24 protein-coding genes are annotated in these 20,414 nt (G+C 42.0%); 9 read left to right on the top strand and 15 right to left on the bottom strand.

The features are described from left to right. Positions 1–56 precede the first annotated feature (56 nt). The gene (gene rpmG / locus MKZ26_RS01575) at positions 57–206 is read right to left on the bottom strand and encodes a 50S ribosomal protein L33 (protein WP_067210194.1); all 150 of its coding nucleotides are present in this window, start codon (positions 204–206) and stop codon (positions 57–59) included. Between the two features lie 170 nt (positions 207–376). Between rpmG and MKZ26_RS01570 the strand changes: the two genes are divergently transcribed. Together MKZ26_RS01570 and MKZ26_RS01565 are read left to right on the top strand one after the other, a co-directional pair. After that, positions 377–739: a hypothetical protein gene (locus MKZ26_RS01570; RefSeq protein ID WP_187045098.1), complete on the top strand. Its 363-nt coding sequence runs from the start codon at positions 377–379 to the stop codon at positions 737–739. Beyond that, entirely contained in the window at positions 736–1,227 is a 492-nt protein-coding gene (locus MKZ26_RS01565; protein WP_340764003.1) for a hypothetical protein, read from the top strand. The genes MKZ26_RS01570 and MKZ26_RS01565 overlap by 4 nt, the downstream gene beginning before the upstream one ends. 26 nt (positions 1,228–1,253) lie before the next feature. Here the strand turns inward: MKZ26_RS01565 and MKZ26_RS01560 are convergent, their stop codons facing one another. The 4 genes from MKZ26_RS01560 to MKZ26_RS01545 all read right to left on the bottom strand — a co-directional run bounded on the left by MKZ26_RS01560 (position 1,254) and on the right by MKZ26_RS01545 (position 6,349). Continuing rightward, complete coding sequence (locus tag MKZ26_RS01560) at positions 1,254–3,401, bottom strand: peptidoglycan D,D-transpeptidase FtsI family protein (RefSeq protein WP_340764002.1); 2,148 nt, start codon at positions 3,399–3,401, stop codon at positions 1,254–1,256. Positions 3,402–3,509: 108 nt separating this feature from the next. After that, a complete protein-coding gene (locus tag MKZ26_RS01555) occupies positions 3,510–4,112 on the bottom strand; it encodes a superoxide dismutase (RefSeq protein WP_067210203.1) in 603 nt (200 codons plus the stop codon). Positions 4,113–4,210: 98 nt separating this feature from the next. After that, the gene (locus MKZ26_RS01550) at positions 4,211–4,693 is read right to left on the bottom strand and encodes a DUF456 domain-containing protein (RefSeq protein WP_067210206.1); all 483 of its coding nucleotides are present in this window, start codon (positions 4,691–4,693) and stop codon (positions 4,211–4,213) included. A gap of 24 nt (positions 4,694–4,717) precedes the next feature. Next, on the bottom strand, positions 4,718–6,349 hold the full coding sequence (locus MKZ26_RS01545) for a Na/Pi cotransporter family protein (protein WP_340764001.1): 1,632 nt from the start codon (positions 6,347–6,349) through the stop codon (positions 4,718–4,720). Positions 6,350–6,548: 199 nt separating this feature from the next. On the opposite strand from MKZ26_RS01545, the gene MKZ26_RS01540 reads away from it, so the two are divergent. From MKZ26_RS01540 to MKZ26_RS01525, 4 genes are all read left to right on the top strand, one after another. Then, complete coding sequence (locus MKZ26_RS01540) at positions 6,549–7,052, top strand: DUF1189 family protein (protein ID WP_340763999.1); 504 nt, start codon at positions 6,549–6,551, stop codon at positions 7,050–7,052. 45 nt (positions 7,053–7,097) lie between these two features. Beyond that, positions 7,098–7,436, top strand: a complete 339-nt coding sequence (locus MKZ26_RS01535) for a hypothetical protein (protein WP_340763998.1) — start codon at positions 7,098–7,100, stop codon at positions 7,434–7,436. 82 nt (positions 7,437–7,518) lie between these two features. After that, complete coding sequence (ispG, locus tag MKZ26_RS01530) at positions 7,519–8,643, top strand: flavodoxin-dependent (E)-4-hydroxy-3-methylbut-2-enyl-diphosphate synthase (RefSeq protein WP_067210215.1); 1,125 nt, start codon at positions 7,519–7,521, stop codon at positions 8,641–8,643. Continuing rightward, positions 8,640–9,227 carry a 5' nucleotidase, NT5C type gene (locus tag MKZ26_RS01525; RefSeq protein WP_340763997.1) on the top strand — a complete coding sequence of 196 codons (588 nt, stop codon included), beginning with the start codon at positions 8,640–8,642 and terminating at the stop codon, positions 9,225–9,227. Before ispG ends, MKZ26_RS01525 begins: the two co-directional genes overlap by 4 nt. Positions 9,228–9,575: 348 nt before the next feature. On the opposite strand, the gene MKZ26_RS01520 is transcribed toward MKZ26_RS01525, so the two are convergent. Genes MKZ26_RS01520 through MKZ26_RS01510 form a run of 3 tightly spaced genes read right to left on the bottom strand, consistent with a single transcriptional unit; the run spans position 9,576 to position 11,622 of the window. Continuing rightward, entirely contained in the window at positions 9,576–9,992 is a 417-nt protein-coding gene (locus tag MKZ26_RS01520) for a Fur family transcriptional regulator (RefSeq protein ID WP_067210219.1), read from the bottom strand. After that, positions 9,989–10,855: a metal ABC transporter permease gene (locus MKZ26_RS01515; RefSeq protein ID WP_340763996.1), complete on the bottom strand. Its 867-nt coding sequence runs from the start codon at positions 10,853–10,855 to the stop codon at positions 9,989–9,991. The genes MKZ26_RS01520 and MKZ26_RS01515 overlap by 4 nt, the downstream gene beginning before the upstream one ends. After that, positions 10,852–11,622: a metal ABC transporter ATP-binding protein gene (locus tag MKZ26_RS01510; protein ID WP_067210223.1), complete on the bottom strand. Its 771-nt coding sequence runs from the start codon at positions 11,620–11,622 to the stop codon at positions 10,852–10,854. The genes MKZ26_RS01515 and MKZ26_RS01510 overlap by 4 nt, the downstream gene beginning before the upstream one ends. Before the next feature lie 102 nt (positions 11,623–11,724). Between MKZ26_RS01510 and MKZ26_RS01505 the strand changes: the two genes are divergently transcribed. Next, entirely contained in the window at positions 11,725–11,973 is a 249-nt protein-coding gene (locus tag MKZ26_RS01505) for a hypothetical protein (protein WP_067210225.1), read from the top strand. A gap of 62 nt (positions 11,974–12,035) precedes the next feature. Here the strand turns inward: MKZ26_RS01505 and MKZ26_RS01500 are convergent, their stop codons facing one another. Next, positions 12,036–12,941, bottom strand: coding sequence for a deoxyribonuclease IV (locus MKZ26_RS01500; RefSeq protein WP_067210228.1), 906 nt, complete (start codon positions 12,939–12,941; stop codon positions 12,036–12,038). After that, positions 12,938–14,233, bottom strand: a complete 1,296-nt coding sequence (locus MKZ26_RS01495; protein ID WP_338656415.1) for a DEAD/DEAH box helicase — start codon at positions 14,231–14,233, stop codon at positions 12,938–12,940. The genes MKZ26_RS01500 and MKZ26_RS01495 overlap by 4 nt, the downstream gene beginning before the upstream one ends. A 112-nt stretch (positions 14,234–14,345) precedes the next feature. Between MKZ26_RS01495 and vrrA the strand changes: the two genes are divergently transcribed. Both vrrA and MKZ26_RS01485 read left to right on the top strand, forming a co-directional pair. Next, entirely contained in the window at positions 14,346–14,861 is a 516-nt protein-coding gene (gene vrrA, locus MKZ26_RS01490; protein ID WP_340763994.1) for a VrrA/YqfQ family protein, read from the top strand. 64 nt (positions 14,862–14,925) lie between these two features. Further along, complete coding sequence (locus MKZ26_RS01485; protein ID WP_067210236.1) at positions 14,926–15,903, top strand: 4-hydroxy-3-methylbut-2-enyl diphosphate reductase; 978 nt, start codon at positions 14,926–14,928, stop codon at positions 15,901–15,903. A gap of 111 nt (positions 15,904–16,014) precedes the next feature. Here MKZ26_RS01485 and MKZ26_RS01480 read toward each other — a convergent pair whose 3' ends face one another. The 5 genes from MKZ26_RS01480 to MKZ26_RS01460 all read right to left on the bottom strand — a co-directional run bounded on the left by MKZ26_RS01480 (position 16,015) and on the right by MKZ26_RS01460 (position 20,396). After that, on the bottom strand, positions 16,015–17,133 hold the full coding sequence (locus MKZ26_RS01480; protein ID WP_340763992.1) for a Nif3-like dinuclear metal center hexameric protein: 1,119 nt from the start codon (positions 17,131–17,133) through the stop codon (positions 16,015–16,017). Continuing rightward, positions 17,130–17,828, bottom strand: a complete 699-nt coding sequence (locus tag MKZ26_RS01475; RefSeq protein ID WP_340763991.1) for a tRNA (adenine(22)-N(1))-methyltransferase — start codon at positions 17,826–17,828, stop codon at positions 17,130–17,132. Before MKZ26_RS01475 ends, MKZ26_RS01480 begins: the two co-directional genes overlap by 4 nt. Positions 17,829–18,046: 218 nt before the next feature. Beyond that, the gene (gene cccA / locus MKZ26_RS01470) at positions 18,047–18,415 is read right to left on the bottom strand and encodes a cytochrome c550 (protein ID WP_067210244.1); all 369 of its coding nucleotides are present in this window, start codon (positions 18,413–18,415) and stop codon (positions 18,047–18,049) included. 197 nt (positions 18,416–18,612) lie between these two features. Continuing rightward, the gene (locus MKZ26_RS01465) at positions 18,613–19,752 is read right to left on the bottom strand and encodes an acyl-CoA dehydrogenase family protein (RefSeq protein WP_067213966.1); all 1,140 of its coding nucleotides are present in this window, start codon (positions 19,750–19,752) and stop codon (positions 18,613–18,615) included. 92 nt (positions 19,753–19,844) lie between these two features. Further along, complete coding sequence (locus MKZ26_RS01460; protein ID WP_187045105.1) at positions 19,845–20,396, bottom strand: hypothetical protein; 552 nt, start codon at positions 20,394–20,396, stop codon at positions 19,845–19,847. Positions 20,397–20,414 lie beyond the last annotated feature (18 nt).

The raw sequence follows: 20,414 nt of genomic DNA, 5'->3' as shown, positions 1-20,414 counted from the left end.
ATCCCCCCGTTCTGAAATGAAAAAACCAAAACCGGTGAAGGTTTTGGCCTGAGCGATTATTTCGTTTCACGGTGCAAAGTTTGTTTCTTTTCACGTGAGCAATATTTTTTCATTTCAATCCGTTCTGGATTGTTACGTTTGTTTTTCTTAGAAATATAGTTGCGTTCACCGCATTCTGTGCAAGCAAGTGTAACATTTACGCGCATTGTTGGTCCCTCCCACTCATCAAGAATGTAAAGTTTTATATGAGCATAACTTATACGACCTATCAAGTATACCACATCAACAGCAAATGTCCACTAAAAAAATCATAATTTCCACAACAGCTTTCTTATGATAAAATAGTAGCACAATGATTCACCAGAGGAGTGGTAAAATGGACATCACGATAATACTGATTATTATTGGACTTATATGTATAATAACTTCATTTTTCCTCGGCAATTCTTCATCCAGCTACGCCGATGAATTGGAACAGGTTTCAATTAGTATTCATCAGGAAACGAATGGCTTAAAGAAAAGATTGAAGGCTGTTGAAGAAGAGTTAATGATTGGTGTTGGTCCGCTAACTACAGTCGGCAAAACGCAAACAACTGCAAAACCTGTTCACGTAATCATTGTCAATCAAATTCTATCATTGCATTCCCAAGGTTATTCTATCAGTGATATCGCTGTACGTTCCTCCTTATCAAACGACGATGTAATCGCAGTGTTACAATCGAAAGGCGTGATTACATGATCCGTGAAATTTTACGGGCAGTCGGGATTGGTTGTATTCTTGCCGCGGGAATCCTTTATTTCACCATTGATAGTAAGGTTCCTTCAGACAATGACACGCAACAATTGCAGGCAAATGTTGAGAAACTCCAAAGTGAACTTGCTAAAACGAAAGAGCTATTAGCTACTGCACAGACTACATCTTCAGTTAAAGAAAATGTTCCAAAAACAGATGCAGAGAAAGCCGTTAGCAAGGAAGATGACGCAGCCAAAAGTAACCCCTCCTCCGATGCGATTGTTAAAACCATTTTAACGATTGAAAATGGTTCGAATTCGACAGTTGTCTCAGCAACCCTAGAGGAATTGGGGATTATCGAGAATGCAGCCATCTTCGAGTCATATCTTGAAGAATATAACTTAACTGGCAAAATACAGATTGGTGAACACCAAGTCGATTCTTCAATGAATTTCAAAACAATCGCCAAAGAAATTACGACAGTAAAAAAGTAGGAAAACCAAATGGTTTTCCTACTTTTTTAATTGGAGTCTACTTTAGGTGCTTGTATGATAAGTTGTTTAGCCGCTGTGGACGTTTCTTCTTTAGCTCTTTTTGCTTTCAATTTAAAATATTCATCCACAGCTTGTTCTGCAATTTGATTGTTTGCATATGTGTAGCCACGCGGAACTGTAGAGATATTAGGAATGACGACTGCATAAGCTATTTCTGGGTTTTCATAAGGCGCAAAACCGACATGTGATAGGTTGATTGTCGGTTTTCCAGAGCTAAATGCCTGCGCCGTCCCCGTTTTCCCGGCTCCATCATATTCTTTTCCAGCAAAGAAATTCGGGGCCGTCCCTTTAGCCCCGTAATACACGTAGTGCATTCCACGCTTCACTTGAGCAATTTCCGCATCAGTATTCTGGATCCTATTTAAGATATTGACCTCTGTTTCTTGAATAAGGGGACCAAGAATTTTACCGTCTTCAGATGGTTCACGAATTTCTTTTAACACTTTCGGAGCCACCCGATAACCACCATTTGCAATTGTTGAGACATATTGAGCAAGTTGTAGTGTTGTATAAGTATCGTACTGTCCAATGGATAAATCCAATAAAATACCTATTGAATTACTATCCCCAATCAGACCGCCTGACTCGCCCGGTAAATCAATGCCGGTTTTTGTTCCAAGTCCGAAAGAAGCGAAAGATTGCCGGAACGTATCGAATGCATTTTTTCTAATAAGTGCCGAGTCTTCAGAGCTATTGTTAGAATTCGCCAAGGCCAATGCAATACGGAACATGTATACGTTCGAAGACCTACCGATTGCTTCAATATCAGTTACAGCAACCCTAGAGTTTTGATTAAACAGCGATCTTTTTGTAATACCACCGATTCTAATTGGTTCATCTATCTTCGTTTCGCCAATACGTACCACATTTTCCTGATACCCTGTAAGAAGCGTCGCCATCTTCACTGTTGATCCAGCCTCGTGAAGTGCAGTGAACGTACCAAATGCATAGTCCCAAATTTCGAGCTTGCCTGTTTCTGGATTCGTAACAACCTGCTTGCCTACAAGTGATAGAACTTCACCGTTATTCGGATTCATCATGACTAAGAAAGCTCTGTCCAATTCTCCGGTATTTGGTTTTCTTTTTAATTCCAACAGTTTATCCGAAACTATATTTTCAAGCGTCTCTTGCAGTTCGCTATCAATCGTCAGAATAAGATCCTTGCCAGGTTCGCCTTGTCGGATTGTTTTCGTTTCGACGACACGGCCGCTACGATCTTTAATATTCTTCACAATTGTTTTTTGCCCTTTTAATAAATCTTCATAATATTGCTCAATATAACTTTTTCCAACACGGTCATTTCTTGAATAATCCCGTGCCAGGAAATACTTCTCACGAGATTTAGGAATACCTTCAATGGGACTCGTGGTTGTCCCTAGAATCGTATTGTCTGATTTCCTCACACGCTCCCAATCTGTCGTTGTATCCACGCCCGGTAACTCTCCTAGACGTTCAGATACAGTTGCGAATTCCTCGTCCGTCACATTCCCACTTTTAACGATTTGTGGGGAGTACGCATAGCCCGACATCATTTCTCTGTAAATCGCAAGTACTTCTAGCTCCTCTTCCGTAAAAGAATCAATTTCTTCGTCCGTAATTCGTTCTCGTGTAAGCCTATTAATCTCCTTCTGCAATTCCGTCCGTGAAAGTGTACTATCCTTTTCCAGCGCCTCTTGTTCCTTTATAGAAACCTTTTTCAACGCAGCCTCAGAATTCTTTAAAATCCAAAAATCTCTCTTATCCCCAATGGTAATCCTTTTCGTATCTTGTTCAATCAAGATCGCAAGTTGCTCAGCGACTTTTAGCATATCTGCTGAAGTCGTCGACGTCATTTTCGTATATGTAATGGCGTTTTTCGGATCATTATCAACAAGAACGCGTCCCATGCGGTCAAATATTTTCCCCCTTGGCACGCTTGTATTGATAGGGATTTCTTCCTTTTTTTCCAACTCGCGGGAATATTCTTCCCCTTTAACGATTTGTAAATAACCAAGGCGAAAAATGAGCAATGAAAATAGGACAAAGATTGAAAAGAATAGGAAGTTCATTCGGAATGCGATATGTTTTCGTTGGCGTATTTTAGCCTGATCCGCCTTACGCACCTGTTTTTTCATAATGTCCCCCCTCGTTAATCATTTTGAATTATAACACTCAAAACAACAAAAGCACACATCTTGACGAACAAGATGTGTGCTTGGTTCCTTCTAGATAAAGTTATAAATTTATTTACCGAAACGTTTTGCAACTTCGTCCCAATTAACAACATTCCAAAATGCTGAAATATAGTCAGGACGACGGTTTTGATAGTTTAGATAGTAAGCATGCTCCCAAACGTCTAGTCCTAGAAGAGGCGTTTTGCCTTCCATGATTGGTGAATCTTGGTTTGGAGTTGACATAATTTCAAGTTCTCCGCCATTCAGTACGAGCCAAGCCCATCCTGATCCAAAACGAGTTGCACCCGCTTTTGCGAATTCTTCTTTAAATGCATCAAAGCTACCAAACTTGTTGTCGATTGCTTCAGCAAGTGCGCCTGATGGATTGCCGCCACCTTCTGCTGATAAAAGTTCCCAGAAAAGTGAATGGTTTGCGTGACCGCCACCGTTGTTACGGACAGCCGTACGTTTGCTTTCAGGTACTGCATCAAGGTTCGCAATAAGTTCTTCGATAGATTTGTTTAGAAGTTCTTCATTTCCTTCAAGAGCGTTATTCAAGTTCGTTACATATGCATTATGGTGTTTAGTGTGATGAATGTTCATCGTTTCTTTGTCGAAGTGTGGTTCAAGTGCATCATAAGCGTAAGGTAGTTCTGGTAATTTGTAAGTCATTTGTCCATTCCTCCTCAAGAGATTCATAAATATGCTACCTTTCAACATTATCAAAATTATGAATAACGTTCAAATAAAATGGACTATTTAGGAACGTTTCATTTGATAAAGAAAATAAAGACTGCAATCATCACAACCATGACAAGTCCTTTTGTCACAACCGAAGTGAGAAATCCAACGAGCGAACCAATGCCTGTCTTTACAGACTGCTTCACTCCGGACCGAGATACGACAAGTTCCGCGATGACCGCACCTAAAAATGGCCCTACTAAAATACCGGCAACCGGAATGACGAAAGGACCAATAAGAAGTCCAATTGTACTTCCCCACATCCCCGCCTTAGAGCCACCGAACTTTTTCACACCGACGAGATTCGATAGTGTGTCTGCACCGAACAGCAAGATAACGAATAATACCTGAATGATCCAAAACCAAATAGTCATCCCTTCAAATGTATCGATGAGTCCATATAGAAGGAAACCTCCTACAATGAAAAGAGCCGTTGGAATGATCGGATATACGAGTCCGGCAAAAGCAATAATAAACATGGCAATCGCAATAATCCAACCTATAACTTCCATAAAATCATCCCCTTATTCGAACGATTATGCTCTGTTTCCAAGAATTGCTTCGGCTATATTTACGGCATGGTCACCGACCCGCTCTAAGTTAGAAACAATATCGACAAATACCATTCCAGATTGTGCTGTACAACGACCTTCATTAAGCCTCAAAATATGATTTTTTCTAAATTTCCGTTCCATCTTGTCAATGAGAACTTCTTTTTCGGCAACCGTTCTTGCCATTTCCATATCATTTTGATTGAGTGCGTCAACAGCTTTCTGAACGGTTTCAATCGTTAGCGTGAACATTTCCGTCAAATCATTCATCGCATCTTCCGTCAATTTTACGCGGTTAACATCACGATAGTCAATGAGTTCAATGATATTTTCGAAATGATCACCAATGCGTTCAATATCACGAACCGTATCCATAAGCATAAAGTGACGTGCAGATTCAACTGGCGAAATACTAACTGAAGTAATTTCAACAAGATAGTCCGTAATCTTGCGGTCCAAGTTATTGATGGCATCTTCAATTTGATAAGCAGTCTCTGCGTGTTTTTTATTACCCGTTTTCAAGTATTCGAAAGACTCCTGTAAACCACGGACACCGAATTCACCCATACGAATAATTTCTTCTTTCGCTTGTCCGATTGCAACTGCAGGTGATTGTTCTATAAAGTGCCTGTCCAAATGCTTCGGCTTGTATTCTATTAATACATCTTCACCTGGGATCATTTTTGTAACCAACCAAGCCCATGCTCCAATTAGAGGGAATTGGATGATTGTATTGGCAATATTGAACGAACCGTGTGCAAATGCAATTTGCATTTTATTTTCAAGGGCCAATACCCCTGATATCCACTCGACATACGCAGTGAAGGGTATAAGAAGTAGCATGAAGATTACTGTTCCGACGATGTTAAATAATACGTGCGTTGCAGCAGCACGCTTCGCCGCCACCGATGCTCCAATTGAAGCAAGCACAGCTGTAATCGTTGTTCCAATATTATCTCCGAATAAAATTGGTAATGCTCCGTTGATATCGACGAGATTTTCTGCATAAAGTCCTTGCAAAATACCAACTGTCGCACTGGAGCTTTGAACAATCAAAGTAAATACCGTTCCAACCACGACGCCTAGCATAGGCTGGTCACTCATCGATATCATTAGATCTGTAAACGATTCTAATTCCCTAAGCGGCTTCATCCCACCACTCATTAATTCAAGTCCTAGAAACAGGCCACCAAATCCAAAAATAACTTCACCTACATTTCTAATTGAACTCTTTTTAATGAAAAAGATGAGGAACGCTCCAAACGCCATAATCGGAAGTGCATAGGCTCCTACATCTAATCCGATGATAAAAGCAGTAACAGTCGTTCCGATATTCGCTCCCATTATGACGCCAATCGCTTGACGAAGCGTCATGAAACCTGCGCTCACAAGTCCTACGGTAATAACAGTCGTCCCAGAACTCGATTGAATCAAGACTGTGACGATAATTCCGACAAGTACACCCATGAACGGATTCGTCGTGAATCGGTCAAGGATTGCGCGGAGCCTATCACCCGCCGCTTTTTGAAGGCCATCTCCCATATACTTTATAGCGAACAAGAAAATTCCGAGTCCACCAAGAAACTGAAACAGCATTTCCTGCCAGTTTACCTCCATTACGCAGTCAACCCCTCATTATACTTTATGTATTGCATCTCATTATGAGGATAGTCACCCCAAATTGTAAATAGTAGTAGTCGAATCTTTACATTCCCTTTACAATTGATTTACGTAACGTCATCAATCTGTCGAAAATAGTAGCGCGCACAATTGCGTCGTAAAATGATAGACTGTTATTGATGGAGGGGGTTGAAAAGTGAAGTTCCACCAACTAGTCAAAGCAGCAATCCATGAACCTAAAAAATTAGCAGCCTTTCGCCTATTACCTATCGGCAAAGTGTTTCGCTATGTTTTCATTTTCGTTGCGTTGTTCACATTGCTATCATTCACCCGTTATATAGCAGGAGATGCAGTCTTATTCGAATCATCGCCAGAACTGCTCGAACATGGAGAAACAATCGGTGGACTCATATATCCAATTGCATTTCTTCTGCAGCTCGTTATCAGTACGACTTATATCTTCATCCGAATCAGTATTTTTGGTTACGTGGGAATCCTGTTGTTAAAACTGATGAAAAGACGAGGAGAATACCGTCATATGTGGAGAACTTCCGCTATCGCGATTACCATCCCTATTCTTCTGACTATCGGCCTTGATTTCTTTCCGGCAATGAAAAACGTTAGTACAGGTATTACATCCCTTGTCCACTTCGCTTATATTGCGGCGGCGGCTAAGTACTATCCCAAAATACCTCGATGAATACTTCCTCTTTTCGTGCATATAGTGGCGAAAGGGGGAATTTCCATGAGAATACTACTACTCGCAGCTTTATTATTCGTAACCGTTCATTTCATCCGACTCGATTTAATGGAAGGCACAATCCCGCTTGCTTCTTTTGTTCAAGAACAGCCTGCATGTGAAGAAGAACAAGTCAAGACGATACCTGTCACAACAGTTGATGGAGATACGATTGAATCACTATTCTCATTGTATCCCGATCCCGAATCTGGCTTCATCGATAGATTGGCTTCCTTCTATTCATTGAACCCACATCTTCAAAATCAACAGATTATTGGAGGCGAGAAAATCGTACTCCCACTTACCGTTATGCAAACGGAAAAATGCATAGAGTCTAATCGATAAGGGTTGTCCCTTGTCTTTTTGCTATGAAGATTGCTAAAATAGTTATAGTTATGAGGCTAATGCCGACTAAGGAGCGAAATAAATGAATGCTATGATAAACAGAAAAAACACACGTCCTGTACGAGTTGGTAACCTGACAATCGGCGGAAGTGATGAGCTTTTCATCCAAAGTATGACAACGACTAAGACACATGATGTCGAAGCAACAGTCGCAGAAATCATGCGTTTAGAAGATGCCGGATGCCAAATTGTCCGTGTTGCGTGTCCAGATGAGCGCGCGGCATATGCTATCGGTGAAATCAAAAAACGCATCAACATTCCTCTTGTCGTCGATATCCATTTCGACTATAAATTAGCGTTGATCGCTATTGAACAAGGGGCAGACAAAATTCGGATTAACCCTGGTAATATCGGAAGACAGGCAAAAGTCGAAGCTGTCGTCAATGCAGCTAAAGCAAAAGGTATTCCGATTCGAATTGGTGTCAACGCCGGTTCACTTGAGAAAAAAATTCTTGAAAAATATGGCTATCCAACTGCCGACGGAATGGTAGAGAGTGCTCTGCATCATATTAAAATATTGGAAGACCTTGATTTCCACGATATCATCGTGTCTTTAAAAGCTTCCGATGTAAATTTAGCGGTCGAAGCGTATCAAAAAGCTGCAGCAGCATTCGATTATCCCTTGCACCTCGGTATTACAGAGTCTGGGACGTTGTTTTCGGGGTCTATTAAGAGCTCTGCGGGTCTCGGCACCCTCCTATCAGCAGGCATCGGCAACACGATGCGTGTATCACTGAGTGCCGATCCTGTCCAAGAGGTTAAAGTGGCACGGGAGTTGCTAAAAATATTCGGTCTTTCCTCAAACGCCGCGACACTTATTTCTTGCCCTACATGCGGACGAATTGAAATTGACCTTATTACGATCGCAAATGAAATTGAAGAATATATTTCACATATTAAAGCTCCACTTAAAGTGGCAGTGCTTGGCTGTGCAGTCAACGGTCCCGGCGAAGCGCGTGAAGCGGATATTGGAATCGCGGGCGCACGTGGCGAAGGCCTTCTCTTCATGAAAGGAAAAACAGTCCGTAAAGTACCGGAAGCTACGATGGTTGAAGAGTTAAAAATCGAAATCGACAAGCTTGCGGAAGAGTATTTCGAAAAGAAAAGACAGGAAGAACTCCTCCTGCAAGGTGAGACAGCGGAATGAGAAACCTCCGCTTCGGCATCGACATTGATGGTACAGTGACATGCCCCACTTCTCTCTTGCCGCATATCAATGAACAGTTCGGATGTAATCTTGTCCTTGATGATATTAAAGAATATGACTTAACAAAAGCATTTACAGTAGATGAAAAAGCATTCTACGAGTGGTATAAAGGTGCGGAGGCACATATTTACAAAACGTCTCCCGCACAACAATATGCCAAAGACATTTTAACTAGCTTTCAAGCGCAGTTTGAACTGTATTACATTTCTGCCCGTGGCCATCATGTCTATGACTCCACGCTGGACTGGTTCAAACAACAGGAAATCCCGTTCGATCATATCGAACTTGTCGGAAGTCATTATAAAATTGAGACCGCGAAAAAGTTCGGTGTTCATGCATTTTTTGAAGACAAGCATGATAACGCGGTTGAGATCCATGAAGAACTCGACATTCCTGTCATACTATTTGACACACCGTATAACAGGATGCCGATTCCTGAAGGCGTCATCCGAGTCTACGATTGGCAAGAAGCGAATAGTTGGATCAAGAAGTTATTTCCTATAGAAGAACCTTCATTTAATTAAAAAAAACGGTGTGAAACTCTCATGATAGAGTTTCACACCGTTTTTTCGACTTAGAATTATGTTTAGCTTCAGCGCCCTAGACCCTCGAGTCGCTTCAAGCCTTGTAGAGACGCCACTACGTACCCGCAAGGCTGCAGGGTACGTAGTGGGGAGGGATTGAACTTCATCCCTCCTTGTCGCGACAAGACGTCACGGTTTTAAGACCGCTTCCTCTTAAGTGGCGCACTTATGCTGCGTTCCTTTTAGGCGCCAGCCGCTCTGGTCATAAGCAATCCAGCTATGTGGCAAAGATCGCCACGTCGCTGGATCGACTTATGCCTGTCGCATCTGGAAGGCGCCTTCCGCTTTTCATTGTTCCACACATAGCGGACATTTTCCGTAGATTTCGAATTTATGTCCTTCCACTTCATAGTCGGGTAAATTAACAGTAATCATTTCCATAGGGCAATGCGGGATGCTGCGCGTCTTACCACATGCAGTACAGATGAAATGATGATGGTGGATGCCTGGATCACATTGCATACGGAAATTTCGTTCCCCATTCAAATCGGTTTCTTCCAGAATACCGAGTTCAGAAAACGTCGTCAAGTTTCGATAAATTGTATCGAAACTTATTCCAGGGTTATCCTTCGCCATGAAATTCTTCACTTCAAGAGCCGTTAAATAGCGGTCTTTATGCGAAAAGAACTGTAAAATTGTATCTCTATTTTTCGTCCGTTTAAATTGATTTTCCTGAAGAATCCGCCATGCCTCATCGAGTGTCATACCAACTCCCCCTTCACTGTACGGGCATTACGTCTGCCTTGTATTTTCTTCCAAGCGAGTACCACTAACAAAATAACTATCGATGTGACGACAATCGTTCCCCCCGGAGCAATATCAAGATAATAGGCAGAAACAAGTCCAATGATAACCGCTAACTCACCGAAAATAATGGAGTAGATCATCGCGCTCTTAAAACTTTTCGCAAGTTGGATAGCTGCCGCTACCGGAATCGTCATAAGTGATGATACAAGTAAAATACCTACAATTCGCATAGAAGCCCCAATAACAAGCGCTACAATGATCATGAACACCATCTGGATATAGCGTGAATTAATACCAGAAACCTTGGCATACTCCCCATCGAATGATAAGGCAAATAGTTCTTTATAAAGAAATCGGATATAAGTGATGACAATGATTGCAATGATGATAACAACGAAAAGATCCTGCCTGCTAACCGCTGACACTGAACCGAATAAATAGCCAATCAAATCAGAGCCATAGCCTTTCGATAATGAGATGAAAATAGCGCCAAGGCCAATACCTGCCGACAAAATAACCGGAATTGCAAGTTCTTCATAATGACGGTATGCCCCCCGCAACTTCTCAATCAGTAGTGACCCACCTACTGCAGATGCGATCCCAAGGTAAACTGGGTTCAGTGCAGCAAAGAAGAGCACTTGTTGGCTTAAATAAAGGCTTCCAGCGATTCCCGCAAGTGCAACATGACTGAGCGCATCCGCAATCAAGGAAAGACGTCTGACGACGATAAACAAGCCAAGTAAAGGAGCGATGACACCGATGATTAAGCCCGAAAGAAATGCATTTTGCAAAAACTCATACGATAAAATATCATTAATCATCGTTCCACCTCATCCGTGTGCTGATGGACGCGGCGAACTGGGTGTCCATACCATCTAGAAACGTCATCATCTTCCATCTTTTTATAATCGGATTGTTTACCGTGAAAATGAATTGTTCGGTTCAAACAAGCCACATGGGTTGCGAGATCAGTAACAAGGTCAATTTCATGTGTCACAAGTAAAATCGCAATTCCGTGCTCACGATTTAATGTATTGAGCATAGAATAAAACGACGCGACATTTTGCTGGTCAATACCAACTGTCGGTTCATCCATAATAAGAAGATCTGGTTTTCCTGCAAGCGCTCTTGCAATGAACACACGCTGCTGCTGGCCACCGGAGAGCTCGCCCATATTCCGTTGTGCGAAAGTGTCCATACCGACTATGCTAAGCGCTTCTAATGTTCGCTGCTCATCTTTTTTTGAAAAGCTTTTGAACATTCCTACTTTCCGAGTTAATCCGCTCCGCACAACTTCAAGAACGGTTGCTGGGAAACCAGAGTTAAAAGAATTGGATTTCTGTGAAACATAGCCAATCCGTTCCCGGTGCTTAAATGATTCTATTTCCGAACCGAAAAGCTTTACTGTTCCACTCGTTGGTTGTAAGAGACCGAGAATAATATTGATGAGTGTTGATTTACCAGAACCATTTGGCCCTATCAACGCCCAAAATTCACCCTCTCCTACCTCAAGAGAAATATGATCAAGGGCGATTGACTGTTCATAATTGAAACTGACATCGTCCAATTGAATAAGATTATTTGTCATTTTACTATCCTTTCTTTGAAACAGGAATCATTCCGATTCACTCGTCAAATTATAAACCATGACACGACCGGATACAACCATTTAAGAAAGAAGGGATTATTAGTGGATTATGCTCAACTACTGAATGAAGTCAAAATGAGAAGTGATGATGAAGTGAAAATCATTGCAAAGCAATATGGAATTGACTTTTCTAAGACAGAAATAAGGGCACTTCGACCATTGCTTGATGAAATTTCTTTCCATTGGCTTTTCACTGGTGTTCCTGAAACGTTTATCAATAAAATCCGTGGAGCTATTGGTGATAGAAAGACTGAAATCCTATTCAAGAAGTATTTAGACTCCACCAAGTGATAAATTTATTTAAAAGAAGAAAACCCGCCTGCGTATATATACTTTGCAGGCGGGTTTTCTATTTAAATTCTTAGCAGATCAATCTTATCTGGTTGAAACGATTTCGCCTTAAACATTTCTATCTCAAATTTATAAGGTGCCGATTTTTTCTTTGGATCCAGACCCACAAATGGTGTTTCAAGAATTTTAGGAATCGATTGGAATCCTTCATGATGGACAATATAAGAAAGTGGTTCAAAGCCGATATGGCCGAAACCTATATTTTCATGTCGGTCCTTCATTGCACCGCGCTCGTTCTTACTATCATTAACATGAATAACAGATATTCTGTCCATGCCCACAATTTTATCGAACTCGTTTAGCACTCCTTCAAAATCACCAACGATATCATAGCCCGCATCATGAACGTGACAAGTATCAAAACAAACCGATAAACGCTCGTTATGTGTGACTCCATCGATAATCGCGGCAATTTCATCAAAGTTACGACCGCATTCGGTCCCTTTCCCCGCCATCGTTTCGAGAGCTATGCGGACTGGATAGTCCTGGGAAAGCACTTCATTTAGTCCTTCGATAATTTTCGCGATCCCTAGGTCAACACCAGCACCAACATGCGCGCCTGGATGAAGAACAATCTGGTCAACGCCAAGTGCAGCTGTGCGCTCGATTTCACTTTGAAGGAAGTCGACACCAAGTCTGAATGTCTCGGGCTTTAACGTATTAGCAATATTGATAATATAAGGAGCATGGACGACGATATTTGACTGACCATTTTCCTCCATACTAAGATGGCCCGCTGCAATATTCAGTTCCTCAATCGGCTTCCTCCGTGTGTTCTGGGGTGCACCGGTATAAATCATGAATGTAGTTGCTCCGTAACTTGCAGCTTCCACGCTTGAGCCTAACAACATTTTGCTGCCGCTCATCGAAACATGGGAGCCAAGCAATAGTGGCTTATCATTTGTCATTTTTTACGTTTCAGTCTCCTTTCTCTCTTTTTGAAGCTCTCTACTTGCTGAGCCATTTTCTTTTTATAGCCTGGTTTCACTTTCGACGGCTTTGGTACGAATGAGATTGCTTTACGGTCAATATCATCTACTTCTTTTACTCGATTTCGTCTTGAATGACGCTCTTTTACTTCAACCCACTCACCATTTTTTACTTCTTCATGAACAAACGGAATACCCATCTTTTCAATTCTGACTACTTTATCGTCTTCAGAAGGTTCATACAGTGTAATTGCCGTTCCCTTAAGCCCAGCACGTGCAGTACGGCCCACGCGGTGAATGAAAAATTCAAGGTCATCAGGAAGTTCGAAGTTAATAACGTGACTGACACCAGGAATATCAATTCCGCGTGCCGCAAGGTCTGTCGCTACTATATATTGGAATTCTAGATCCCGGATTTGCTTCATCATTCGTGTCCGTTCACGCGGTGTTAAATCGCCGTGAATTCTTCCGACTTTAATGCCGCTTTCTGCAAGGTAAGTTGCGAGTCCTTCAGCGTTTTGTCTTGTATTCATAAAGATGATCGCCAAATAAGGATTGATCCCTTCCATTACTTGCAGTAACTTTTTCTTTTTACTCATACTGCGAACAGGTACTAGGGAGTAGTGCATCCCTTCCGTCAATGGTTTGCGTTCACCAATTTTTACATGAACAGGTGATTCCATGTATTTAGTTAGGAACGGTTTTAGCTTTTCCGGAATCGTTGCAGAAAATACGTACATTTCAAGTTTAGCAGGCATTTTTGCTGCGAACTTATCGATATCTTCAATAAAGCCCATGTCGAATGCAAGGTCCGCTTCATCTATAACCAAGATTTTTGCTGTATGAATTACAAGTGCCCCATTTTCGGACATATCGTTAATTCGTCCTGGCGTTCCAACGATAATATGCGGATTCGATTTTAATTTCCCGATAGACCGCTGCTTGTCCGTACCACCTATGAGCAGCGAACTGCGCACCTCCGTGCCTTCTGTCATCTTCGCAAGTTCATTGTACAGTTGCGTCGCCAACTCTCTTGTCGGGGCCGTGATAACTGCTTGCAGTTCATCGACAGTTGCATCTGTCCGTTGTAATATCGGTATAAGGAAACTGTGGGATTTCCCCGTTCCTGTATGTGCTTGTCCGATTGCATTTGTACCCTTCAGAATAAGCGGTATGATTTCCTTTTGGATCGGTGTCGGATTTTCAAAGCCGAGCCTCCCGATTGCTTCCCGTAAAAACGGTTTAAATTGATAGTCTGTAAATTTAGACATTCGTAACCCTCCTAATGTACACCTATTATAACACGATTTCGTTCCGCCGTATGCGATTTTCGCATAGTATACTATGTGAAAGTCCATTCTGATTTATTGAAAGGAGATAATTATGAGATATGAATCCTTTTATCCATTCGCGCGACAACAACCGCCACCGGCTCCTATGGGACAAATGAACTTCGGACCACCTCCTCAAATGGGGCAATTGCAGGCACCTATACAACCATTCATGAATGGTCCACAGAACGATCCATTTGGTGGCCCTATGGGGGGTCCACAGAACAATCCATTGGGTGCTCAAATGAATGGCCAGCAGAACAATCCATTAGGTGGTGGCCCTATGGGTGGTCCAGGAGAGCAACCAATTCCATCAAAAATGGAGTCGTATATGCAAACGGCAAACCAATTCTTAAACACAGCCCAACAATTCGCTCCTGTGGTCCAACAATTCGCGCCAATGGTTCAAAACTTGCCCGCAATGTGGAGATTGTACAAAGGTTTTCAATCACTTCCGGTAGCCGGTGCCGCTAGTTTACCTACAAGTGGAGCAGTTGCCGCTCGGTCAGTTGCTAATGTCACTTCCGGACTGTCAGCCCCCCGTATTTTTCAGCCGCCCATCCGATAATTTTGAATCCGCCGTCCAACTCCGTTATAATGGATGGTAGATCCTATTAGAGGAGTGAAACGACATGAAAGTATTAAAGATTACCCCTAGAGGTTATTGCTATGGGGTTGTCGATGCAATGATCATCGCAAGAAATGCGGCACTCGACAAAACATTGCCGAGACCCATTTATATATTGGGAATGATTGTCCATAACAAACATGTTACAGATGCGTTTGAAGAAGATGGCATCATCACGATTGATGGTGAAAATCGTCTAGAAATTCTTGAAAAAGTTGAGACGGGTACAGTGATTTTCACAGCACATGGTGTTTCTCCTGAAGTGCGGGAGCTTGCGAAAAGAAAAGGCCTTGTATCGATTGATGCAACTTGTCCTGATGTAACTGTCACCCATGACTTGATTGGGGAAAAAACTGCAGAAGGCTACGACATCATTTACATCGGAAAAAAATATCATCCAGAACCAGAAGGTGCAATCGGTGTGGCACCTCACGCGGTCCATTTGATAGAAACGATTAAGGATGTCGAAAACCTTACTGTACAGAACCCTAAATTGCTTGTCACAAACCAAACAACAATGAGCCAATGGGATGTTGTTCACATTATGGACGCACTTAAACTGAAATATCCACATATCGAAGTTCATAAGGAAATTTGTCTTGCTACTCAAGTAAGGCAGGAGGCCGTCGCACAGCATGCCGGGGAATCAGACCTTCTTATCGTCGTAGGAGATCCGAAGAGCAACAACTCGAATCGCCTGACACAAGTCTCTGTCGAAATTGCCAACACTCCATCATACCGAATCTCGGATCTTTCGGAGCTCGATGTGAAGTGGTTGGAAGGTGTTGAAACTGTCTCTGTCACTGCGGGTGCTTCGACACCAACTTTGATTGTTCGTGAAGTAATTGCTTTCCTTGAGAAGTTCGATCCTGAAGATACTTCTACACATCTTCCAGAACGGAAATTCCTAGTAGAAAAAATTCTACCTAAAATTAAAAACCCTACACCTGTGATACGAATTGAACCGTACACAACAACTTAAGATAAGCTTCTGGCGCTTAGAGCTAGACACTATTCCGTGTCGAAAAACATATTTTATCTTTAAAATGAACCAGCCTCTTTTACAGAGGCTGGTTTTTTTCGTCAAACATTATCAAATGAAAGTAAACGGTTCTGTGACAATTTCCGATTCGATAAACAAGACATTATAGCTAGCCTGCGCGCAAGCTGCCTGCATATAGTCCGCAACACCTTGAATCATTACTTTCTCAATATTGTGCCCCGGGTCGATGACAGCAATACCCATCGCTTCTGCGTCATGTGCAACATGGTAATACAAATCCCCGGTTACCAGAACATCCGCTCCGCTTCGTTTAGCAGCTCCTATATATTTATTCCCATCTCCGCCTAAGACAGCAACTTTTCGAATCTGCTTGTTTGGATCACCCACAAATCGAAGTGCCGGGACATCAAAGGTTTTTTTTACAAGTTCCGCAAATTGTCCAAGCGTTGTCTTTTCCAAAAGTTTCCCAACACGACCAAGACCATAGTCAGTTGACTGTTGATCAAGAACAACTAAATCATACGCAGGTTCTTCATATGGATGGACTTCTAACATCGCTTTTAGTACCTTACTGCGAATAGGTCCAGGGACAACCACTTCGATTCTTTCCTCTTCAACTGCCTCACTTTTACCCATTTCACCAATAAACGGCTCAGCCCCCTCGACAGGTGTGAAACGCCCAATACCTGATGTGCTAAAACTGCATCCGACGTAATCGCCAATTGCACCAGCACCCGCTTTTTCCAGCGTTTGTCTAATGTCATCCGCATGTGTTGCGGGGCTGAAGACAACCAGTTTATAAAGTGACTCAGAATGCGTCGACTCAACTATTTTCGTGTCAACCAAACCAAGTTTTTCAGCGAGCATATCATTCACTCCGCCCGGTGCAACGTCAAGATTAGTATGTGCCGCATAGACAGCTATATCATTTTTAATGCACTTTTCGATCATGCTACCTTGCGGCGTGTCTGTTAATAGGCTTTTCAACGGCCTGAAGATTGGTGGATGGTGCGCGATAATAAGGTTGGCACCTTTTCGAATCGCCTCATCAATCACTTCTTCATTGACATCCAATGTAACAAGCACATTTTCTACAGTTCGATTCAATTGCCCGATATGAAGACCGACTGGATCTCCATCCATTGCAAATCGTTTTGGGGACCACTTTTCAAAAAGCGCAATAATTTCATGACCATTCACTTTTTTCACGTTGTCAACACCTTCCTAACTAACGCAATATGACGTGCCAACTGTACTTTTTTCGTTTTTATTGCCTCTGTTTCAATTGTTTTTTCGAGGGAATCAAGTACGCGATTCCATTCCAACAATTCACTTTCCCACTTTTCAATGAATACGTCGGTTTTTGAAGTCAATAACAAAGGTCCTGCCATTAATTCTAGTTCCTCATAGACCGCTTGCCCTTTTTCCATCACGATGATTTCATATATTTTGCCGTCTTCTTTCAAAATGTGTTCTTTTATTATTTTCCAACCGTTAGAAACGGCCCATTCTCGGATTGCTCTAGAATATATATTCGGTTGTGCGATGATTCGCTTCACTTGAGAAAGACGGTCTTTTCCGCTCTCCAAAATTGTAGCGATGAGCGGTCCACCCATCCCCGCGATTGTCACCGTATCGACAGCATCATTTTCTTCAATAGCGAATAAACCATCTGCCAATCGCACGGTAATCGCATCGGAAAAACCTTCACGTCTCACATTTTTAACCGCAGACTCAAATGGCCCTTTGGCTACTTCTCCTGCGACTGCCCTCTTCACTTTCTTTGTATGAATGAGGAAACATGGCAAATAAGCATGGTCGCTGCCGATATCTGCAACGACTGCACCCTCGTCAACGAAAGAAGCAACCGCCTTCAATCTGTTAGATAATCGTTCGGAATTCAATTGATCGCCGCCTTTCAATACTTTTATTGTATTGGATTTTGTCGTATTTTGCACTTTATCCTATTTGTTGAAATTAAGAATCCTATTGAATTCGCAGCGGGGCTAAGAGTAACCTTCGCTTTGTTTATGTAAGTATTCAATTGTTCAACATAAAAAACAGAAAAAGCCATCAGTTTACAGAAATGCTCTGCTAACTGACAGCTCTTCCTAATTAAGGATTATTTAAGTGATAAAATATAATCTGCCATAGCGTCAAGCTCGGCATCATCCGAAACGAGTCCTGCTGGCATTCCGCCATCAGTACCGTCTTTTATGATGTTTTTAATTTCATCCTTAGACAGTTTAGTTCCAACCAGTCCTGGTCCCATTCCGCCTGTAAGGTCTCCACCGTGACAGCCGATACATTTCCCTTGAGCAACTGCTTCAGCATCAAATTCCGCAGAACTTGGAGCTTCTTCAGTTACCCCCTCTTCGCCTTGTTCAGCGATTTCACTTTTCTGTTCAAGTCCATAAAGGGACATGAAGAAAATAAGACCGATTCCAAGCGCAAAAATAAGAATATAAGGAATTATTGGATTTTTTCCCATTGAATTACCCTCCTTTATCAGGATCTATTCTGTAATGAATACAGTACACAACTATTATTGTACTGTATTCAATAGAAAACTGAAAGGGTTAACGATGATCTTTTCGGTGTTTGTGACAATTTCGACAAATATTTTATTATTATCTAGCTACAGGCACCAAATGCGCGGGTCTAAGCGGGTGCAAGACGCTTTTATTGTTAACAGCCAATTAGTCTGGCAATGACCATTCTTTGGACTTCCGAAGTTCCTTCTCCAATTTCAAGAAGCTTGGCATCCCTCATATAGCGTTCGACTTCATATTCTTTCATATAGCCATAACCGCCATGAATCTGGATTGCTTCACTCGCTACTTCCATAGCAATTTCCGATGCATATAGTTTACACATGGAAGCTTCTTTCGAGAATGGACGTCCTTGATCTTTCAGCCATGCTGCTTTATGGACCATATTGCGTGCAAGCTCAATTTTCATCGCCATATCTGCCAGCTTAAATTGTGTTATCTGGAATTCAGAAAGAGTTTTGCCGAATTGCTTACGTTCTTTAGAGTAGCGGAGTGCCCGGTCAAATGCCGCCTGAGCGATTCCTACTGCCATAGCACCGATCCCAATACGTCCACCGTCTAATGTTACGAGGAATTGTCGGAAACCGTTACCTTGAGTCCCTAACAGGTTCTCTTTTGGTACTCGGACGTTGTCAAGCACAAGTTCTGTCGTATTAGAAGCATTTAGCCCCATTTTTTCATAGTTATCAATAACCGTGAAGCCTTCTGCATCAGTCGGAACGATTATTGCACTAATTTCTTTCTTTCCGTCTTCATTCCCAGTGATAGCAGTAATTGCAAGGTGCTTGGCATAGCTCGCATTCGTGATAAACACTTTAGAACCGGTGATGACATAATCGTCCCCGTCTTCTTTTGCTGTCGTTTGCGTCCCCCCCGCATCCGAGCCCGCATTCGATTCTGTCAATCCAAATGCGCCTAATGATTCCCCTGTACAAATTGGCGTCAAATACCTCTGTTTCTGTTCTTCAGTGCCAAATAGGTTGAGCGGTGCCCCTCCCAAAGAAATATGCGCCGAATATGTAATTCCTGTTGATGCACATGCCCGGCTCAGTTCTTCCGTAACAATTGCGAAACTTACTGTGTCGGCTCCTCCGCCCCCATATTCCTCAGAAAACGGTAAACCCATCATTCCCATTTCGGAGAGCTGTTTAAACACCTGTACTGGAAATTCTTTTGTCCGGTCGCGGTCGATTGCACCTGGTGCAACAACTTCATCTGCAAATTCCCGAATCATTTTTTTAATCATCTGTTGTTCTTCTGTCAAATCGAAATTCAACATCTTCATCCCCTTTGTTGTGAACGCTTACAATTTCAATTATAACGAATTGTCTACCGTTTTCACAACTATTACTGAAAGAATAGGAGAATTCAGAACGAAACAAGTAAAAATACGATGATTAATAGTAGTCCAGCTGCACCAGAGATTGTGAAATACTGTAATTTTAGCATACGTCCTGCAAATAGCCAGAGCGCACAGTTCAACATAAGTAATCCGATTAGTAACATCGTATGCCCATCGAAAAAGACAACCCATAGCTTCAGTGACATTAATAACAACATCAAGGATGCCAGTATGTATAAAATAGGTGCTATTCCCATTTGAATCATTGATTTACGCATCGTCAACAGGAGAAACGAGAACAAAACAACAGCCGTCAAGGTAAGTGTCCACCCTGGGTATTGGGTAAATACGAACATGCCTCCACTAACGATTATCGCTAGTATGGTCATCAAAACAATTTTCCGTTCCAATTTCTTTTTTTCCTTGACAAGAATGGCTTCGGTGGCTTTCACTTCCTTCTCATCCTGCCCTTGAGCATAGAGAGTAATTAGAAAATCACAGTAATGTTCCGGCAACAACTTATTCTGCTTCCAATATTTTATTTCCGAAATAATCATTCGTTTTCGCTGTGGATTCATAGTATAAATCGCTCCTTG

The sequence above is a fragment of the Sporosarcina sp. FSL K6-6792 genome (genome assembly GCF_038004885.1).
Lineage (GTDB): Bacteria > Bacillota > Bacilli > Bacillales_A > Planococcaceae > Sporosarcina > Sporosarcina psychrophila.
This window is presented reverse-complemented; position numbering and strand designations above follow the sequence as displayed.

Bases quoted from the DNA above. Each gene is read 5' to 3' on its own strand.
- cccA (WP_067210244.1), bottom strand. From the start codon at position 18,415: ATGGGAAAAAATCCAATAATTCCTTATATTCTTATTTTTGCGCTTGGA.
- MKZ26_RS01525 (WP_340763997.1), top strand. From the start codon at position 8,640: ATGAGAAACCTCCGCTTCGGCATCGACATTGATGGTACAGTGACATGC.
- MKZ26_RS01555 (WP_067210203.1), bottom strand. From the start codon at position 4,112: ATGACTTACAAATTACCAGAACTACCTTACGCTTATGATGCACTTGAA.
- MKZ26_RS01560 (WP_340764002.1), bottom strand. From the start codon at position 3,401: ATGAAAAAACAGGTGCGTAAGGCGGATCAGGCTAAAATACGCCAACGA.
- MKZ26_RS01485 (WP_067210236.1), top strand. From the start codon at position 14,926: ATGAAAGTATTAAAGATTACCCCTAGAGGTTATTGCTATGGGGTTGTC.
- rpmG (WP_067210194.1), bottom strand. From the start codon at position 206: ATGCGCGTAAATGTTACACTTGCTTGCACAGAATGCGGTGAACGCAAC.
- MKZ26_RS01495 (WP_338656415.1), bottom strand. From the start codon at position 14,233: ATGTCTAAATTTACAGACTATCAATTTAAACCGTTTTTACGGGAAGCA.
- ispG (WP_067210215.1), top strand. From the start codon at position 7,519: ATGAATGCTATGATAAACAGAAAAAACACACGTCCTGTACGAGTTGGT.
- MKZ26_RS01460 (WP_187045105.1), bottom strand. From the start codon at position 20,396: ATGAATCCACAGCGAAAACGAATGATTATTTCGGAAATAAAATATTGG.
- MKZ26_RS01570 (WP_187045098.1), top strand. From the start codon at position 377: ATGGACATCACGATAATACTGATTATTATTGGACTTATATGTATAATA.
- MKZ26_RS01545 (WP_340764001.1), bottom strand. From the start codon at position 6,349: ATGGAGGTAAACTGGCAGGAAATGCTGTTTCAGTTTCTTGGTGGACTC.
- vrrA (WP_340763994.1), top strand. From the start codon at position 14,346: ATGAGATATGAATCCTTTTATCCATTCGCGCGACAACAACCGCCACCG.
- MKZ26_RS01565 (WP_340764003.1), top strand. From the start codon at position 736: ATGATCCGTGAAATTTTACGGGCAGTCGGGATTGGTTGTATTCTTGCC.
- MKZ26_RS01500 (WP_067210228.1), bottom strand. From the start codon at position 12,941: ATGACAAATGATAAGCCACTATTGCTTGGCTCCCATGTTTCGATGAGC.
- MKZ26_RS01520 (WP_067210219.1), bottom strand. From the start codon at position 9,992: ATGACACTCGATGAGGCATGGCGGATTCTTCAGGAAAATCAATTTAAA.
- MKZ26_RS01515 (WP_340763996.1), bottom strand. From the start codon at position 10,855: ATGATTAATGATATTTTATCGTATGAGTTTTTGCAAAATGCATTTCTT.
- MKZ26_RS01550 (WP_067210206.1), bottom strand. From the start codon at position 4,693: ATGGAAGTTATAGGTTGGATTATTGCGATTGCCATGTTTATTATTGCT.
- MKZ26_RS01510 (WP_067210223.1), bottom strand. From the start codon at position 11,622: ATGACAAATAATCTTATTCAATTGGACGATGTCAGTTTCAATTATGAA.
- MKZ26_RS01535 (WP_340763998.1), top strand. From the start codon at position 7,098: ATGAGAATACTACTACTCGCAGCTTTATTATTCGTAACCGTTCATTTC.